Annotated in this window: 19 protein-coding genes and 1 pseudogene; 19 read left to right on the forward strand and 1 reads right to left on the reverse strand. The window is 42.9% G+C overall.

Annotated features, from left to right (window positions below):
• Positions 1-166 precede the first annotated feature (166 nt).
• The 7 genes from MKY87_RS01855 to MKY87_RS01885 all read left to right on the forward strand — a co-directional run bounded on the left by MKY87_RS01855 (position 167) and on the right by MKY87_RS01885 (position 6,329).
• On the forward strand, positions 167-1,000 hold the full coding sequence (locus MKY87_RS01855; RefSeq protein ID WP_339790598.1) for an SPL family radical SAM protein: 834 nt from the start codon (positions 167-169) through the stop codon (positions 998-1,000).
• Positions 997-1,314, forward strand: coding sequence for a TetR-like C-terminal domain-containing protein (locus tag MKY87_RS01860; RefSeq protein ID WP_339783559.1), 318 nt, complete (start codon positions 997-999; stop codon positions 1,312-1,314). Before MKY87_RS01855 ends, MKY87_RS01860 begins: the two co-directional genes overlap by 4 nt.
• 502 nt (positions 1,315-1,816) lie before the next feature.
• Positions 1,817-2,188, forward strand: coding sequence for an SH3 domain-containing protein (locus MKY87_RS01865; RefSeq protein ID WP_339783557.1), 372 nt, complete (start codon positions 1,817-1,819; stop codon positions 2,186-2,188).
• Positions 2,189-2,615: 427 nt separating this feature from the next.
• Positions 2,616-3,212 carry a TetR/AcrR family transcriptional regulator gene (locus MKY87_RS01870; protein ID WP_340962654.1) on the forward strand — a complete coding sequence of 199 codons (597 nt, stop codon included), beginning with the start codon at positions 2,616-2,618 and terminating at the stop codon, positions 3,210-3,212.
• Positions 3,213-3,370: 158 nt separating this feature from the next.
• On the forward strand, positions 3,371-4,240 hold the full coding sequence (locus MKY87_RS01875; RefSeq protein WP_339783553.1) for an NAD(P)-dependent oxidoreductase: 870 nt from the start codon (positions 3,371-3,373) through the stop codon (positions 4,238-4,240).
• Positions 4,241-4,268: 28 nt separating this feature from the next.
• Positions 4,269-5,321: an LLM class flavin-dependent oxidoreductase gene (locus tag MKY87_RS01880; RefSeq protein ID WP_340962656.1), complete on the forward strand. Its 1,053-nt coding sequence runs from the start codon at positions 4,269-4,271 to the stop codon at positions 5,319-5,321.
• 57 nt (positions 5,322-5,378) lie between these two features.
• Entirely contained in the window at positions 5,379-6,329 is a 951-nt protein-coding gene (locus tag MKY87_RS01885) for an alpha/beta hydrolase (RefSeq protein ID WP_340962658.1), read from the forward strand.
• Positions 6,330-6,808: 479 nt separating this feature from the next.
• Here the strand turns inward: MKY87_RS01885 and MKY87_RS30710 are convergent, their stop codons facing one another.
• A complete protein-coding gene (locus tag MKY87_RS30710; protein WP_445669406.1) occupies positions 6,809-7,012 on the reverse strand; it encodes an SDR family NAD(P)-dependent oxidoreductase in 204 nt (67 codons plus the stop codon).
• On the opposite strand from MKY87_RS30710, the gene MKY87_RS01890 reads away from it, so the two are divergent.
• The 12 genes and pseudogenes from MKY87_RS01890 to MKY87_RS01945 all read left to right on the forward strand — a co-directional run bounded on the left by MKY87_RS01890 (position 6,929) and on the right by MKY87_RS01945 (position 18,360).
• Positions 6,929-7,321 carry an SDR family NAD(P)-dependent oxidoreductase gene (locus tag MKY87_RS01890; protein ID WP_340962659.1) on the forward strand — a complete coding sequence of 131 codons (393 nt, stop codon included), beginning with the start codon at positions 6,929-6,931 and terminating at the stop codon, positions 7,319-7,321. The genes MKY87_RS30710 and MKY87_RS01890 overlap by 84 nt on opposite strands.
• Before the next feature lie 5 nt (positions 7,322-7,326).
• Positions 7,327-7,482: a hypothetical protein gene (locus tag MKY87_RS01895; RefSeq protein ID WP_340962660.1), complete on the forward strand. Its 156-nt coding sequence runs from the start codon at positions 7,327-7,329 to the stop codon at positions 7,480-7,482.
• A gap of 146 nt (positions 7,483-7,628) precedes the next feature.
• Positions 7,629-9,287 (forward strand): extracellular solute-binding protein, encoded by a 1,659-nt coding sequence (locus tag MKY87_RS01900; RefSeq protein ID WP_340962661.1) that lies wholly within the window; start codon positions 7,629-7,631, stop codon positions 9,285-9,287.
• 95 nt (positions 9,288-9,382) lie between these two features.
• Complete coding sequence (locus MKY87_RS01905) at positions 9,383-11,200, forward strand: sensor histidine kinase (protein ID WP_340962662.1); 1,818 nt, start codon at positions 9,383-9,385, stop codon at positions 11,198-11,200.
• 3 nt (positions 11,201-11,203) lie between these two features.
• On the forward strand, positions 11,204-12,745 hold the full coding sequence (locus tag MKY87_RS01910) for a response regulator transcription factor (RefSeq protein WP_340962663.1): 1,542 nt from the start codon (positions 11,204-11,206) through the stop codon (positions 12,743-12,745).
• Positions 12,746-12,898: 153 nt separating this feature from the next.
• On the forward strand, positions 12,899-14,947 hold the full coding sequence (locus tag MKY87_RS01915) for a glycoside hydrolase family 16 protein (RefSeq protein WP_340962664.1): 2,049 nt from the start codon (positions 12,899-12,901) through the stop codon (positions 14,945-14,947).
• Positions 14,948-15,237: 290 nt separating this feature from the next.
• Positions 15,238-15,612, forward strand: coding sequence for a DUF2750 domain-containing protein (locus MKY87_RS01920; protein ID WP_340962665.1), 375 nt, complete (start codon positions 15,238-15,240; stop codon positions 15,610-15,612).
• A gap of 198 nt (positions 15,613-15,810) precedes the next feature.
• Positions 15,811-16,248 (forward strand): Imm26 family immunity protein, encoded by a 438-nt coding sequence (locus tag MKY87_RS01925; RefSeq protein WP_340962666.1) that lies wholly within the window; start codon positions 15,811-15,813, stop codon positions 16,246-16,248.
• Between the two features lie 323 nt (positions 16,249-16,571).
• The gene (locus tag MKY87_RS01930; RefSeq protein WP_036613900.1) at positions 16,572-16,778 is read left to right on the forward strand and encodes a helix-turn-helix transcriptional regulator; all 207 of its coding nucleotides are present in this window, start codon (positions 16,572-16,574) and stop codon (positions 16,776-16,778) included.
• Positions 16,779-17,219 (forward strand): hypothetical protein, encoded by a 441-nt coding sequence (locus tag MKY87_RS01935; RefSeq protein ID WP_339783534.1) that lies wholly within the window; start codon positions 16,779-16,781, stop codon positions 17,217-17,219.
• A gap of 173 nt (positions 17,220-17,392) precedes the next feature.
• Positions 17,393-18,052: pseudogene (locus tag MKY87_RS01940) on the forward strand (AAA family ATPase).
• Positions 18,053-18,099: 47 nt separating this feature from the next.
• Positions 18,100-18,360 (forward strand): hypothetical protein, encoded by a 261-nt coding sequence (locus MKY87_RS01945; protein ID WP_340962669.1) that lies wholly within the window; start codon positions 18,100-18,102, stop codon positions 18,358-18,360.
• Positions 18,361-18,708: the final 348 nt, after the last annotated feature.

The raw sequence follows: 18,708 nt of genomic DNA on the forward strand, positions 1-18,708 counted from the left end.
TAGTTAACACCCAATAGTTACATTCTGGTTCCTATCTAATAAAAAGGTGCCTACTTTTCAATTAGCATGAGAAATTTTAAGATAAAATTTTGTAGAAGATATGCATAGTGTAATCGTTCGATTAAGTTGGAGATTAGACGAAAGTAATTGAGGAGATGGTAGCGTGGTGCCAATTGAAATCAAAGACATTGTGTCTAAGAAAATATTAAGTGAAGTAAAAGGTTATCTAGATATTGGTTTTACTCATTCACTAAATCCCTATACGGGTTGTGCATTTGCTTGCGAATACTGTTACGTCAGAGAAATGCCTATTCAAAAGTTTAAGGATATTCCTTGGGGATCGTGGGTGGATGTCAAGAAAAATGCAGCAGAAAACTATCTAAAGGAAGTCTCTCTTCTACGACGTAAAAACAAACCCATAAGTATATTCATGTCATCAGCCACAGATCCTTATCAACCTGTAGAGCAGAGGGCAAATATTACAAGAAGCCTACTGGAAGAAATGGATAAAAACCCACCAGATTCACTTCAAATTCAAACTAGAAGCCCGTTGGTTGCCAGAGACCTTGATATACTACTAAAATTAAAGGGAAAATGTAGAATTATGGTTTCAATGACAATCGAGACAGATCGCGAAGACGTGAAACGCATTTTTTCGCCCTATGCTCCTGGAATAAATTTAAGAGTTAAAGCCTTGAAAAAGATAAAGGATGCAGGGATACATACACAAGTATCTATTTCCCCTGTGCTACCTTTTTCACCTAATTTCGCTAACATGATACAGGGCATAACTGATCGAATTTGGATTGATACGCTATTGATTGGTGATGGTCAAATGGGGATGAGATCTGAGCGTTTAGGGATGCCACAATTCTTTGAGGCGAACGGCTGGGACAAATGGTACGAGAAAAGCATTCATCTGAAAGTAGAAAAATATTTTAAGGCAAGGTTCCCATCTGAAATAATTCATGTATCTAAAAACAGCGCATATCCATTTTGATTTTAACTAGCCATTCATTTAATGAGGATCTTGTCCGTTTTTTCTTCGATGATAGCGTAATAAAACTATTTCGAAGCCAAATGGAGACCATGTTCAGAAAAAGTCTGATTGAACATCTGGATTCAATCAATCTCGATCAAGACTGGGACAGAGACATTACAGTACAATTTTTAATTTCAGCATCAGTGGGTGTATTGGAATGGTGGATTATCCGTTCAATGCCGTATCCGCCATCCGTCATGGTTGAACAATTTTGGAATTTGCTGAACCAAGTTGTCGAAGGACACGAACATCGTTCCATTGCAAGTCGCTAATTTGGCGGCTTTTTTTTGTGTTTTTTTATGTTTCATGCTGAGGGACAAGAACATAGCCCCATCGAAATCTCTACTACTTTATCGGTACAAGTTCTTATCCCGATCCAAGGACAAGAACTTGTACTGATTACCGATTAGTAGAACTCCAGAAACAAGGGATAGGGAACGTGCGTTCTTTATATATGTTATACATGAGTGTTATATTTTTTATGGAAATGGCGATCTCTGTTGACAAAGCATGTCGGTTTTGTACCTCATAGAGGTGAATGACAGCGTGGACTCGATGGGATATCGGATTATTTGACGTTAAGAAATTAAATTGTATTTGAAGGGCTATTTATATAAATCTATTTAATCAGATTCAAACCTGAGGTTTGGAGTCTGCTTCTTTTTGTAAGTTAGTAGATAAGTAGGTTTAATGAATATGCTTTTACGGACCTAATCCTTACGTTGTTGGACGCAACTTGAGGAATAAAGGTTAAATATACTATGTGGAGGCATTATGAAACAATATAAAGTGATTTACCCACATGTTTCAAATTATCCTGTTCCAATTGTTTTATCTAAAGGAGATATTGTTATCTACGGAAGAGAAGACACTGAATTTCCAAACTGGATTTTTTGTGAAGCAATCCATTCTAAAAAGTGCGGCTGGGTACCAAAACAAATATTAAGTACACCAAATGAGGAACACATAGCGACTGCGTTAACACACTATTCTGCACACGAATTAACTGTAATTCCTGGTATGTTAGTTGAAAAAGAACTTGAACTTAATGAATGGAGTTTTGTTCGCACGCCAGAGGGTGAGAAAGGATGGGTACCTAATAAGGTTTTAGTTATAAAGAATGTTAGCGAGCAAGATTACTTATGATCTTAATCAATGAACAATCCAATTGAGGAGTATACAGGGCATAAAATGATTCAAAAAACAGTCTAAACATATGTAAAGACTTGAATTTTTGAAGACGTTAATCTGAAAAGATGTCGAGGGACAAGAACATGGTCCTATTGCCGATTAGATGAATGGCTAAATGGAAGGCATTGTAGTTAAAATTCAATTAACACGATAACACATAGAGTATTCACATCGTTATGGAACAAATTCCTTGAAGAGAGTTCTCCTAATTCATAAAACAAAAGGTATATTTTTTACATTAATAGTATAGTTTCTATATTACTCATTTTATGATTCCTTATTTGAAATTACGAATTTAATAAATGTCTTCCGTATGTCCAAGAGTGTGCACGTAAAATCTGCTCATTTTTTCTGGACTGATCAGTTCAGATATGTTATATTTTTGAAACGGGAGGTGTTACTTATCGCCAGGACTAAAGAATTTGACAAAAATCAAGCGTTACACGAAGCAATGCTGTTGTTTTGGAAAAAAGGATACGAGGCTGCCAGCATACCGGATTTACTGGAAGTGATGGGCATTAGCCGATCCAGCCTTTATGATACGTTTTCCGACAAGCAAACCTTGTACAGAGATGCCCTGGAGCATTATAAAAAAGGGAGTTCCAATAAGCAGACCATTCTTGAACAAGCATCCAACGTTAGAGGTGGAATTCTTCAGTTTTTTGAATATCATATTGCTTCCGCATACGATACGAGCCTACCGGGCGGATGTTTTGTAACGAATACAGCTACAACATTGGAGTCACCAGATGAACAGATAAATGTCTTGATACAGACTAGTTTTTCGGATTTGGAACAAGCATTTTGCGAGCTTTTGGAGAAGGGCCAACAATCGGGAGAGATAGATAAAACAACAGATATCAAAACAATGTCTTATTTATTGCTGAATTTACATCAAAGCATAAATATTATGGCCAAAACAGGTCAAAATCCAGAACGTGCAAAAGAGATGATTAATTTTGTAATTGCAGGGATATAATTTTTTTTAGCAATATTGGAATGATTGTTCCGTTATTATACTCCTCATATTTTGAAGGTGTCATTTGAAGAGTATCTGTAAGACCATTTTTTTTTGATCATTCTGGAACATTCATTCCGTTATCGAAACAATCCATCAACAATAAGGAGATGCAACCAATGAAGGTATCGTTTATTGGACTTGGAAATATGGGCCTTCCAATGGCACAAAACCTGTTGAAAGCGGGGTATGACGTAGTCATCTTTAATCGGACCCTTGAAAAAGCTGAACCATTAATAAAACAGGGAGCACGTTATGTCCAAACACCACTAGAGGCAGCGAAAGAAAGCAATCTTGTAATTACCATGTTATCTGATGATGCTGCTTTGAGAGAGATTGTTGAGGGACCAAATGGAGTTCTGAACGGATTATCTGAAAATGGAATTCACGTATCTGCCAGTACGATCAGCGTAGATCTGGCTCGGAAATTATCCGCTTTGCATGCGGAGAGAAACCAGCACTTTGTGTCTGCCACCGTAATGGGGCGCCCGGATGCGGCTAAAGCAGCTACATTGCGCATTATTTTAGCTGGTCCTGAACACGCAAGACAACGAGTACTTCCCATGTTAACAGCACTAAGTCAAGAGATATTTGAGATTGGGGATCATGGCGAAGAAGGTAACATTGTCAAAATAGGCGTTAACTTTCTGATTGCTTCAATGCTGGAAGCTTTGTCGGAAGCGCAGCTCATGGTTGAAAAGCACGGCATTAAGCCGTCCCGATATATGGATGTTGTGAATGCTCTTTTCCAATCTCCGGTATATCAGAACTATGGCGCGATCATGACAGAACAGCGCTTTGAACCAGCCGGTTTTAAAATGAAGCTCGGGTTAAAGGATGTTGCATTAGCTATCGAGGCAGCCAAGTCAGTTCAAGCTCCACTACCTTTAGGTCAGCTTATTCATCAACACCTCTCGGAAGGAATTGCCCATGGTTATGGCGAGTTGGATTGGACGGCTTTAATCCGTTGTCTTGAACATTCCTCTTAAGGAAAGAAAATATAAGGAGAGATTAATTATGGAAATAGGTGTTACTTCATTCGTAGAAACAAAGCCTGATACTGAGACCGGAGTTGTCATTAGTCATGCTCAGCGATTGAGAGAAGTCGTCGAAGAAATCGTCCTTGCAGATCAGGTAGGACTTGATGTGTTCGGCGTAGGTGAGCATCACCGTGAAGATTATGCGGCTTCTTCACCGGCAATGGTGTTGTCCGCTGCGGCGCCCCTCACAAAACGAATTCGATTAACAAGTGCTGTGACGGTCCTATCTTCAGCAGATCCTGTCCGTTTGTTTCAGGATTTTGCCACGCTGGACGGTCTCTCCAATGGACGTGCCGAGATTATAGCTGGCCGGGGTTCCTTCATTGAATCCTTTCCGCTGTTTGGTTATAACCTGCATGACTACGAGGATCTATTTAATGAAAATATTGAACTGCTTCTTAAATTACGGGAATCTGAGAAAGTAACTTGGAGTGGAGGCCATCGACCAGCGATACATAATCTGGGGGTATACCCGCGTCCTGTTCAGGATTCTATACCTGTATGGATTGGTAGCGGAGGTACTCAGGAGTCTGCCATACGTGCTGGAATTCTAGGTCTGCCACTAGTTCTTGCAATTATCGGTGGTAATCCAACGAAATTCGCGCCACTTGTAGAACTGTATAAAAAGGCGGCAGCTCATGCCGGTCATGATGTATCGCAGCTTCGGGTAGGTTCACATTCTATCGGATTTGTTGCAGAAGATACGGAAAAGGCCGCAGAACTCTTTTTCCCGTCCACTCAGTACGGCATGAATAAACTCGGCAAAGAGCGGGGGTGGGCATATTATGATCGTTCCAGCTATGACGCTGCCCGCAGCTCTGATGGTGCGTTGTATGTAGGGGATCCGGAAACAGTTGCTCAAAAAATTATTCATCTGCGCAAGCATGTAGGAATTACACGTTTCATGATGTATGTTCCCTTAAGCACGATGCCACATGAGTTGGTAATGCGGGCTATAGAACTGCTCGGTAAAGAGGTTGCACCGCGAGTACGAGAGGAAATTTCCAAGTGGGAAGCTGAAATGAGATAAGAATTAACTGAAAAAACGTACACGATCGAATTCATTATTATATTTGGAGGAATTATCATGAGTATTGAGACACGTATATTACCAGAATTAAGAGAGGTTTATTCACAATTTCCAGGGTTTGAGTTGGAGAAAAATTTAGAGTGGAGCAGAAACTTAGTATCGGCTGCATCGGTGAAAAATTCAGAGCATGTAAACACAACTAGCCGGAAAATTCCGAGAGTTGGAGGTGATATGCTGGTCAAAATATATGAACCTGCCGATCGAACGAATGATTTACTACCAGCCATGTTATGGATTCATGGGGGTGGGTACGTGTTAGGACATCCCGATATGGACGACAAATTGTGCGAACGTTTTGTTCAGACAGCAGAATGTATTGTCGTATCAGTCGATTATAGGCTCGCTCCTGAGCATCCATATCCTGCGGGGATTGAAGATTGTTTTGCTGGATTGGTATGGATGACGGAGGAAGCAGCAATGCTTGGCATTGATGTGAATCGGGTTGCGATTGCCGGTGCTAGCGGTGGTGGAGGGCTGACAGCAGCACTCGCGCTGATGGCACGTGATAAAGGAGGTCCGTCTATTATTTTCCAAATGCCATTGTACCCGATGTTAGATAATCGCAACATCACGCCATCTAGTCATGAGATTACAGAAGAGGGTTCAGTCTGGAACCGAACGGACAACGTGGCTGCTTGGAATATGTACCTTGGTGAGGAGAACGATGTCAATGGAAGTTCTTCTTATGCAGTACCTTCGAGAGCAGAGAACTTGGCCGGATTGCCGCCAGCCTATACTTGTGTAGGTCAGCTCGATCTATTCCGGGATGAGACGATGGAGTACGTGGCACGACTAGCACAAGCAGGTGTGGATGTAGAATTTCACCTCTATCCAGGTTGTTTCCACCTTTTCGAAATTCTTGCTCCAGAAACAGAAGTGAGTCATCGCGCTGTTCAGGGTTACATGGATGCAATGGCCCGTGCACTTCATCCCAACAGGGTTCTTTAGAGCTGCAGAGGGAAGCCGATGCGCAGTAAAATAGCTAGAGGTCACGTTATAAACCAAACCAAATCGCCGCAAGTTTGCGGCGATTTGGTTTTTACCTAGATTTTATCGTGCATTATTGCTTCTTCAAGCCATTGTCGGAGAAAATATACGATAATCGTTATATCGATTGATCGATTCTCAATTACGAGCGAGTACGGAGAGCGCTACATATATTTTCAGAAAAGTTGTCGAGGGACAGGAACATGATCCCATTGAAGTCGCTATTTTAGTGGCTTTTTTTATTTTATCGGTACAAGTTCTTGTACCAATTACCGATTAGATGTTTATCTAAACAAAAGCGATGTAGTTATAGATTCACTCCCACGCACAGCCCTTGCTTCTGAAGATTTTAGATTCCGAGCCCTCCAGCAATGTTGATGGTTTCACCAGTGATGTAGCCTGCATGTGGTCCGGCGAGCTCCGCTTTCAATCCCGCATAGTCAGTGCCCCTTGAAGGGTATGTAATCACCTAGCAAGGAACCGACAATAATAATACGTCTGCCGTCCTTTAGCTTTGGTGCCGCCGCACGGGTAACGGCGATCGATCCCATGACATTGACTTGCCACTGTTGATTGTATTTTTGTTCGTCCAGGTTGAGGTCGTCTACCATCTGGTCCTGGATCGCGATGCCGGCGTTGTTCACAAGGATATCGAGCTTGCCGAGTTTAGCAATGGTGAATATGAACGCCGGAATTTCGAGACGAATGTCTTCCGCACCTTTAATGTGGTCAGTCGGGCTTTGTCTCAGCAAAGGCAGCAGAGAACGGGACACATTATTAATTTCTCGACGGCAGGCTTCTTTGACTTTGGGGGAAGCTCGATCTATGCGGCTACCAAGTTTGCGGTGGATGGAATGAGTGAAGCGCTGGCAGAGATTGTTCAGCCTTTTGGCATACATGTCAGCCAGGTTATTTCCGCACTAACTTTCTTTCAAAGGGTTCGTTCGGTGTAAACTTCGTGAACCCCATAGAAGACTACAAAGAGCAGCGTAAGGCTCAGGTGTCAGCCGTGAGTGCATATGACAATAACCAGCCGGGAGATCCGGAGAAAGCAGTCAAACTTCTGATCCGGATCACTGAATCCATTGATTTATTACAAGTTATGTTTAGTTAGGGGGAATGTTGCGGATCATCTGCGAATCGACTATTAAACCATTTCCATTTTAATCCAAGGGTAGTAAAATCAGTTGTACCACCACTCGTATGAATGCTGATGCAGATAGGGATTGGAGATCGTCAGTATAGGAAGGAGGCGCTTAGATGTTCATGTTTCGAAGTCTTTTTATTTTAAACTTGTTGATGATATGCCTGATGTCAGGCTTGGCTGCTTGTTCTGAGCCAGATCAATCGGAAGATAAGGGTGCTTCGACAAAGGCTGACTTCACGGAGCAGATACAGAGCCTTAATCTGAATCTGGAAGAACCGGCATGGAAGCTGGATACCACCCCCGTGAATCTAACGTGGTTCGTTGGAGCCGAATGGTACGGGCACACTTGGGGTGAGAGCCTGACTTCCAAATATGTCACCCAAAAAACAGGGGTCAATATCGAATTTGAAGTATCCACTGGTGAACCAAGCGAGATGTTATCACGGATGTTGACAACCGGTAGTCTGCCGGATTTGATAACCATCGGCTCCTGGGAGAGTGCGGTTAACAAACTTCGGGAGAGTAAGCTCATCTATGCCCTGGATGAGCTAGCCAACCAGTATGATCCTTACTTTTACAAGGTAGCAGGTGATGGTGCTCTACAATGGTATCAACAGGAAGACGGCCATACCTATGTCATCCCCAATGATGCGTACAGTCCCGAACAGATGCGTTCAACCGGCTTGACGGGAGCGAACCAAACCTTTCTTGTACGTAAAGATCTGTATGAGTCGATGGGCAAACCGGACCTTACCACACCGAAAGGTTTTCTAAATGCATTGCAATTGTTGAAGAATCAATATTCTGTTTATAAAGGCCAGCTGATCAGTCCGTTTTGGGCACAGGGGAATGCATCCTATGGGATGACCGAATATTTGCAAAATCTGCTTGCGATCCCCCATGAACAGAACGGTAAAGTATACGACCGAATGACAGATCCCGATTATATCGAGTGGCTGAAAACATTTCGTACCGCTTACGAGCAGGGACTGATTAATGTTGATTTTCTGGTCGACTCCAGTGCACAGGTGCAGGAAAAAACCAACCATGCCCAATATTTTATGATGATCCGGGAATGGACAGACATATCGGACCTCAATTCGAAATTGGAATTCCTTACGAATCAGAGTTCAACCTATATTGCTGTAGATGGACCCCGGAGCAGCAGGGGAGAATCCGCCAAACTGTTTCCCGGCAGTATGGATGGCTGGATGGTTACGATGATTAGCAGATCCACGGAAAACCCTGAACGAGCCATCCGATTTTTGACCTATCTGGCCAGTGAAGAAGGCCAACGGGATTTATTTTTGGGCAAAGAAGGTGAAACTTGGGTGATGAAAAACGGCAAACCGCAGTTGACGGAGGCAATGGTCCAGTTGCATGACACGGATAGGGAGCGGCTGGAAAAGGAATATGGCATTATGGATACCTACTGGATGCTGCGAAACCCTGCTTTTGTTAACAAGTGGAGACCTGAGAATGCTCCATCCATTAAGCAAATGGAAGAGTTCGCCAACCAACAGGCCGATCTGGACAGCGGCATCTATAAGGGACTAGATCCTGTAGGTGATTCCGATATAGCGTTAGCCTGGTCACGTATTTCTCAGAATTGGGAAGAAGTGCTGCCAGAACTGATTACAGCGAAGGATGAAGCTGCCTTTGACAAAATTTTTGAGAATTTTCTGATACGTCGTGTGAACTACGGCTTTAACCAGGTGATGGAATATCGCCAAGCTGAACTGGAACTGCGAAAAGCCAAGATAGCCAGATAACCACTCCCTACTACATTGTTAACTATTGGATAACTAGTAATATATGGTATAACAAAGGTGGTGAATACTTCAGAATGAAATACCTGCTAACGAGATTGAGGAAGCTTTATCGTAATGCCCGTATATCCCAAAAGCTGTTTCTGGCATTTAGCTTGATGATTGCCATACCTGTTATTTTGATATCCTTTGTATATATCCGCATGCAAGAAACCCAGCTATATAAGGATGCTATGGCAACGGGCAACAGCCACGTTACATGGCTGAATGAACAATTGCGCAGAAGAATGGACATGATTGAGAACGCTTCTAATACAGCCCTCACTCAGAAATCATTTGTGGATTTTATTCATTCCAATATGCTTGTGGATGGACTACGTCTGGTGAAGTTCAAGCAAAACCAGTTTGAGCAAATGCTTAATATCATTCAAAGCAATGCGATGATCAGTGAGCTTAGCTTTTACGTCGATAACCCAAACTTGTATGAAATCTGGCCTGAAATCTATCATTATAAGAAATTTTGGCCGCAGGATTATTGGGTAAAGCTTCGGGACGAAGGTGGTGCGGCTTACCGTTTATTTTCTTTTAGGGATGGTGAACACACTTTATCCTACTATCGTCTTGTTCGCCTTCAAGGGCAGGAACAAAAACGCCCTAGTATTATGGAAGTGCGAGTCCCGCACAGCATGTTTTTCAGCGACCTGCTCCAGGAGAGCAAGGGGAACTTCTTTTCGGTGTTGATGAACGCAAGCGATCCTCCGCAGTATGTTTACAATCCCCAGCATGAGTTTTCTGAGAAGTACGGGCAGGGGATGGAGGAGATCCTTGGCAGTATTCATCGCCAGCTGGATATATTGCCGCAGGAAAGCCCGCTTCAGGTTAAGGTGGGAGATCAGAGCTTCTATGCATTGTATCGATACATCGCTCCGTTGAACACTTATGTGGTTGATATTGCTTCCCATCAGGCATTGATGAAGGGGCCGCGCAGTTGGTATGCATTTGTGGTAACGATTACATTATGTGTATTGCTGCTGATTATGCTACTCGTATCCCAAACGACGCGGCGTATTTTCCGGCGGTTGGACAGCGTATTGGTATCCATGCGTCAGGTACGGAAAGGCGAGCTGGATGCAATGATTGATACAGGCCTTGATGAGAACGAAAGAGGGGATGAAATCGATGAGGTGGCGGTGAATTACAATAAAATGTTACAAGAGGTCAAACGTCTAATGACACAGGTCGTGGATAAACAGTTAATTGCCAAAAACGCACAATTGCACTCCTTGCATTCGCAGATTAATTCTCATTTTTTATATAACGCCCTGGAATCGATCCGTATGGTGGCAGAGGTACAGAGGCAGCCTGCTATAGCCAATTCATTGGTGTCGTTGGGCTCCCAACTACGTTACAGCATGCAGTGGCGTAGCGATACCGTTGCTTTTCGTGAGGAGCTTGCCAATATCCAAAGTTATATTGAATTTATCAACTTTATGGAAGGCGGCAGTATCGTTATGACGGCGGATCTTCCTCAGGAGATACTTCGCTACGCCATTCCCAAGATGTGTATGCAGCCCATCGTTGAAAATGCAGTTCATCACGGGGCGCCTTCAGGCGGCAGGGTAACTATAGAGATTACCTTTTCTGTGGAGAATGACAGTCTGCTTTTCATTAACATAAGAGATGACGGAAAGGGGTTAGAGCCTGAGATGTTACACCGTCTTCAGGCAGTACTGCGGAGCGAATCGGATACACCGATGGTTACTAGCAGGAGCGGACTTGGTTTGGAAAACGTGAATAAGCGATTGCAGCTTCATTATGGCAAGAATTGCGGTCTTTGGATTGATAGTGTGCAAGGTGCATATACCTGCGTAACGATACGCTTGCCTTGGGAAAATGTAAATCTTGGAGGGTGGTAGAGCATGATTAATATCCTGATTGTGGACGATCAAAAACACATTCGTGACGGCCTGCAGGCCATGCTGCATCAATTTCCTCTGGAGCTGAACAACATATACTGTGCCGCGAGCGGGATTGAGGCGCTGGGCCTATTGCGGCAGCATTGCATTCACATCGTTATTACCGATATTATGATGCCCGATATGGATGGGTTGGCACTCATGGCTCAATCCAAAGAGGAATACATGGATGTGGAATACCTCATTATCAGCGGTTATAGTGATTTTACATATGCCCAAAAAGCTATCGGGCTTGGGGCAAAGGGCTACTTGCTCAAACCTTTGAAGCGAGAGGATCTGCAACATTCCCTGGAGCATGTATGGCAAGAGATCCAGACACGGCAGGCACTTACGCATAATATGCAGCGTGTATCCCGTCTCGCCCAAGAGACCGATCGTAAAGAATTAAGAATGTTTATGCAAGGTGCGTTAAGTGATGACGCATGGATTCTTCAGATTGAGGAACAAAATGATGCGTTATGGCGTAATTATCGCCTAGCCCTGCTGCGGGAAGAAGTTTGCATGAACCAGCCCGGAGCCAGCAGCGCCCATAGCATGGAAGCCATTGCTTATCGTGTGTTTGGCAAACAAGGTTGTATTTGCCTGCAACATCGCCCATACCTGATTCTTGCGGTGGATGCGTCCATAGATCCAAGTGTTTTGCCTGCAGCGCTCAAGGAAGGAAAGATCGATGCCATAACGGCCATGACGAACCCGATTCAGGGGTTAAAAGAACTTCCCGACAGCTATAACCAAGTGCTTGAGCTCTATCGGCACAGTTACCTGTTTCCTGATCAGTCCAGTATCTTCCCAGCGCATATTGAGCATATGGAACAGCAGTGGCAACTTCCCTATGAAGACTTATATGAACTGTTCCAGTCGGTTGGAACAGATAACAGTGGAACAATAACGAAGGGTATTTCTGCAATATTTCACAAAAAGGTGCTGCAACGTTATCCCATTCGCTATACTCAACAGCTCTGCGCCGCCACTATTCAGATGATGGAGGAATACGAACGGGTTATCCGCCCTTATATGGGGGAAGAAAAGCTTGACCTTGAATCATTGCGTAACCTCTTTGATTATCCAGGGATGCGTGAGTATATACAAGCACTGCAACAGCAGCTGCTTCGGCTAAATCAGTTATATTATGACTATAAGTGCAGCTATCGCCATTCGCAGGATCTAAATGAAGCCATTCGTTTTATACACGAGAGTTACCACAAACCGCTGGACCTCGCGATGGTATCCAATCATATATCGCTTAATTATGCTTATTTTTCAAATCTGTTTAAGAAGAATATTGGTAAAGGTTTTGCTGAATACCTACGAGATGTGCGTCTGGATAAAGCGCGGCGGCTTCTCGCCGAAACCGACCATAAAATTGTGGAGGTGGCTGCTATGGTTGGCTATGAAAGCTACAAAAGCTTTACACGCGCGTTCCGACTTGTGATGCAGATCCAACCCACAGAGTACCGACAGATGATGCGGCAGAAGGCAGATTGAATCAAAAGCCAAAAAAATGGGATACCACAAAAACAATTGTACCTTTTCAGCAAATTAACCTATTCGATAGAATAAAGATATCCCTTCATGTAAGCGATTTCCTAAATGCACATGGATTGGGAGAAGCTATTATTCTATTAAAGGAGGGCAATTATGAAACCATCTCACTTTACGGCGAAACGGTTTATGAAAAAGGTGCTCGGTATGTTCCTTGTGGTTGTGATGCTGGCTAGTATTGGCATACTGCCAACTTCAAAGGTTCAGGCAGCGGGAACTACTGTAACCTCAATGGAGTACTTCTCACCAGCAGACGGGCCTGTTATTTCAAAATCTGGGGTTGGCAAGGCCAGCTACGGATTTGTTATGCCTAAGTTCAATGGAGGCTCCGCGACATGGAATGATGTTTACAGTGATGTAGGCGTTAATGTTAAAGTGGGCAACAACTGGGTTGATATCGACCAGGCAGGCGGTTATATCTATAACCAAAACTGGGGGCACTGGAGCGATGGCGGCTTCAATGGCTATTGGTTTACCCTCTCCGCAACAACCGAGATTCAACTGTACTCCAAAGCGAATGGTGTTAAGCTGGAGTATCAACTTGTATTCCAAAACATCAACAAAACAACCATCACAGCGATGAATGCGACACAAGGTCCACAAATCACAGCAAGTTTCACAGGCGGTGCAGGCTTTACATATCCAACGTTCAACAATAATCCTGCGGTCACTTATGAAGCTGTTGCGGATGATTTGAAGGTGTATGTCAAACCTGTAAACAGCAGCACCTGGATTGATATTGACAATAACGCAGCCAGCGGCTGGATCTACGATCAAAATTTTGGCCAATTCACGGATGGCGGCGGTGGGTACTGGTTTAATGTAACGGAGTCGATCAATGTCAAATTGGAATCAAAGACTTCTTCGGCTAATCTTGTTTATACCATTACGTTTAATGAACCTACAAGAAATTCATATGTCATTACGCCATACGAAGGAACAACCTTCACAGCAGATGCAAATGGTTCCATCGGGGTTCCGCTTCCGAAAATTGATGGGGGAGCGCCCATCGCCAAGGAACTCGGTAACTTTGTATATCAAATTAACATCAATGGGCAATGGGTTGATTTGAGTAACTCCAGCCAGAGCAAATTTTCATACTCCGGTAATGGGTACAACAATATGTCTGATGCCAATCAGTTCGGGTACTGGGCCGATTACGTCTATGGTCTGTGGTTCCAGCCGATCCAAGAGAATATGCAGATTCGTATCGGCTATCCACTGAACGGGCAGGCGGGTGGCAATATTGGCAACAACTTCGTCAACTATACCTTCATCGGTAATCCAAATGCTCCGCGTCCGGATGTATCCGATCAAGAGGATATCTCCATCGGAACACCAACCGACCCGGCAATCGCGGGCATGAATCTCATTTGGCAGGATGAATTCAACGGAACTACGCTGGATACAAGTAAATGGAACTATGAAACAGGATATTATCTCAATAACGATCCCGGTACTTGGGGATGGGGAAATGCAGAACTGCAGCACTACACAAACAGCACTCAAAATGTATATGTACAGGACGGTAAGCTGAATATCAAAGCCATGAACGACAGCAAATCTTTCCCGCAGGATCCGAATCGGTATGCGCAGTATTCTTCAGGAAAGATTAACACCAAGGATAAACTGTCCTTGAAATACGGCAGAGTCGATTTTCGTGCCAAGCTTCCTACAGGTGATGGTGTATGGCCAGCACTGTGGATGCTTCCACAAGACTCGGTATACGGCACTTGGGCTGCATCAGGTGAAATTGATGTTATGGAAGCGAGAGGCCGTCTGCCTGGATCAGTAAGCGGTACCATACACTTTGGTGGACAATGGCCCGGAAACCAGTATTCGGGCGGCGATTATCACTTCCCGGCGGGGCAAACTTTTGCCAATGATTATCATGTATATTCGGTAGTCTGGGAAGAGGACAACATTAAATGGTATGTGGACGGCAAATTTTTCTATAAAGTCACTAACGAGCAGTGGTATTCCGCAGCTGCACCGAATAATCCGAATGCACCTTTCGATGAGCCGTTCTACCTTATTATGAACTTGGCAATCGGCGGAAACTTTGACGGTGGTCGTACTCCGAACGCCTCCGATATCCCTGCGACTATGCAAGTGGATTATGTACGCGTGTATAAAGAACAGTAATTTGCAATTTCCGATACGGCGAATGAAGATCAGATCGAACAGATGCCGGGCAAACCGAAGAACCTGAAATCTCATACTTTAAACTAGGCTTACGACCGATTCCCAATATTTCTACCTGGGAATCGGTCGTTTAAATTTAGACTTGATAATTTAGTTCATCGGCTGCAACTCTTGTCCAAGGACATGAACATAGGTAACATACTGGTTACCTGGATAACCAGAAAATGATTCCTAGACGCAACATAGATACAATAATAATGGAAAAATAAGATACATCATTAGGAGGAAATATGAATCAGAAAGAATTTGAATCAGTCATCAATCTCCCTGCAAATATTCGTTATGAATACTTCATCAAAAAAGTAGTGGATTCAGAAGAAGTGTGGGGGCTTTATGAGAATGCTTGGTCAGTTACTGAAGATGATAAAGGTAATAAATTACTTCCATTTTGGCCTAAGAAAGAATTCGCGGAATACTGTGCAACTGATGGTTGGGAAATTTACTCAAGTAAAAGTATGGATTTGTACGAGTTCATAGACGATTTTCTACCCATTTTAAAAAAAGAGGGTTTTAAACCTTCAATATTCTTAAATAATGCTGATTCTGCTGTATTAGAAGTCGATATACTAATTGAGGATTTAAAGACAGAACTTGAAAAATACTAACAGGATTGATAATGGCCATTCCCAGAATATCAACCGACCGGGGACGGTCGAATGTAATGAACTACGGGTACTGTTTATACTGGGCGAACAAGTGGAAAAGGCACGTCTTTAGAAAACATCGCTAAAAGGGATGATAACCACCATAAATAAGAAGTACAGTAAGTATATCAAAGCCTCAACGAAGGAGTTTGGAAAACCGTGAAAAATACGAGACGTAAACGAATAAAATTGGGTGATATCTACGCTATACCTCTGCCTAACGCTAAGTTTGCCTTTGGGAGAAGGCTTAAAGATGCCAGCATTGCAATCTATAATGTGATAAGTGACACGATAGAAGAGATACCTCAAGAAGAGGAATACCAATTTATCGTGGGTGTATATGATGATGTACTGAAATCAGGTGATTGGCCGGTCGTTGAGAATCGTCCGTTCCCGGATGAAGAAGAGGCGTGGCCCCCACCTGCCTGTATTATTGATAGGATATCAGGAGGGTATGAAATATATCATTTGGGAGAGATTAGACCTTCTACTCGCGAAGAATGTGAAGGGTTAGAGATGGCGGCTGCTTGGGAAGCTCATCATATTGTTGATAGAATAATGGGAGATGATAAGTGGCACCGAGACCCGAATAAATAGTGTACGAGTATACCATCTATGGTTCCAGAGATCAGGTGTAGCGGTTTGAACCGCTTTTTCACTTTCCAATACAAACATTAAGTCACGGCCTACATACGTTTCTATAGGGGTAACACCAATCGCTTTAACCATTTGCTCTGTTAAAGTACACTCTTCTGGCATCTTATATAAACAAAATCAACCGAGCCAAGCCCTCCTTTTACAAAGAGGGGCTTGGCTTGGTTTGCATTCAGATGTAAGTAGTAATGCAAAGTGAACTTGACACATAATGCAAAGTGAACTATGCTAAAAATGCAAAGTAAACATTGCAAGGATGTGATCACTTGAAGACAAGAATTGCAGAACTGCGTAAGCAACATAAGCTGTCACAGGAAGAGCTGGGACGAATTGTTGGTGTTACCCGGCAAACCATTACCTCTCTTGAAAGAGGAAAATATACGGCTTCCCTTATTCTTGCTTACAAAATTGCCAATTTTTTTGGACTCGCCATTGAAGATGTTTTTGATTTCAGCGAAGTGGAGGAAATGTAAATGGACAAATACAAGATTAAAGTAAATACTCGTAAAAACGTACTGTCACTGGTAGCTGCTGCTACCCTATTGATCTATGTAGGACTTATATTTTACCGAGGTGGACTACCCGATTTACCTAGTTTTATAAAGGGATTTCACACAGGTGCTTTTATCGGGGTTGAAGTGGCCATCGCTTTTTTCCTAGTCAGGTATATAAAAGCCAGTAAAAATGAAGCCGAGCTGAAGAAGCAGTATATTGAGGAGAATGACGAGCGGAGTATAATGATACTCCAGAGAGCCGGCACACTCAGCACAGCAATCATTCTCATTGGTCTGGGCGTCGCCTCCGTGATCGCCGGTTTCTTTAATCCCTTGATATTCTACACCTTACTAACTTGCTTATTATTTGTTTTAATCGTATTTTTTGCACTGTGGATGTTTTATGCGAGAGAAATTTAAGGTTTAGATCAAAGCAGTGGGGAGAGGTGAATGTTTACCGGATAACGATTTACGGACAGGTTAGTTTCGGTATATGGTATTATTTGTTTGATGGAGTAAAATAAAGGGTGAGACTAACATGAGTCAGCGTTTCCCAATAAAGGTAAGCATAACGATCAAAGGCTTAAAAGGGAGTGAACTATATTAATATACAGCATCCCTATTTACGACAAATTCAGCTTAAGAGGCAACAAGTACCCGCCTATAATCGTTACCCCTTTGATTTGGCGGTTATTCGAAACCTAAATTCTCTTGATTTCCACCCCAAGGTAACCTATATCGTAGTATGAATATATACAATTGATCAGAGGTCCGCGACGCCCGAGGGATGGCTTCTTCTTCCGGGCAGAAAGTTATTATAATTTAGCCACGACGATCGATGAGTTGGACAGCCAGCCTTCATTCGGTCGCCCTATTCGCCCTATTAAAGATTCGTATGGTGGCAAGTCCTTGCATGAGCAATCGCACGGAGAGTCGTTCTTTTCCACGTTCATTCATCGGTTCGGGGAGAATGGATTATATATACTGGATGAGCCTGAGGCTGCACTGTCTCCCTTCGCCAAATGGCGATGCTGACACGAATCCATGAACTTGTTTTGCAAAACTCTCAATTTATAATTGCGACCCATTCCCCAATCCTTATGGCATATCCAGATTCGATTATTTACAATCTAAAGCCGGATGGTATCGAAGTCCAAGTATTGGAAGAAACCGACCATTATATGATTATGAAAGAGTTTGTGAATAACAAGGATCGGATGCTCAGAGAGTTATTCGAAGAAGTTCAAGGTTAAATCCACAGCTATCCTATGGAACCCAAAAGCTGACTGGAGGACTTTTAATGAAGAAGGTATTAATAGGTGGAATATTATTGTTTACGGGGTCATTGATATCTTTAGCTATTATACTGGCTGCTGCTTTATATGTCCCAAGTATCACTGCTTGGAGCGGATCAAAGTTATGGTATGCAATCTTCGGTGCAAAACAGTATGATTATGAAGTGGTACAGAGTTTATCTTTGGGTTTCCCGTTCATTGTGGGTGTTATATTGTTTGTTATTGGCTTGATAGTGTTGGTAAATGAGTACTTTATTAAGGATTGATGACAAGTTAGAGTACAACTCGTTGCCCTAACGGGAAATGTTAAATCAATCAAAACAAGTTTGTAGCGACCAGTCTTAGAAGTTGCACATGGTCTGAATAGATCTGTATTTCGCTCTGTTTAGCATATTAGTAGTAAACCCCAATCTCAATTAAATCAGTTTAACCTTGTTCCGAGGTTGCAAGGTTAAACTAACGTGAAACGATAGCTCAATACAACTAAAAAAGCAGCTGACAATGTGAAGTGCACCCCATAGAATATACATTGGAAAAACCCTGGGTTTGCCGATGAAATTCTATGGGGTGCATTTTTTATGGCGATTAAAGGACAAAAGTTTAAAACGTATTCG

The sequence above is a fragment of the Paenibacillus sp. FSL R7-0198 genome (assembly GCF_038000415.1).
GTDB lineage: Bacteria > Bacillota > Bacilli > Paenibacillales > Paenibacillaceae > Paenibacillus.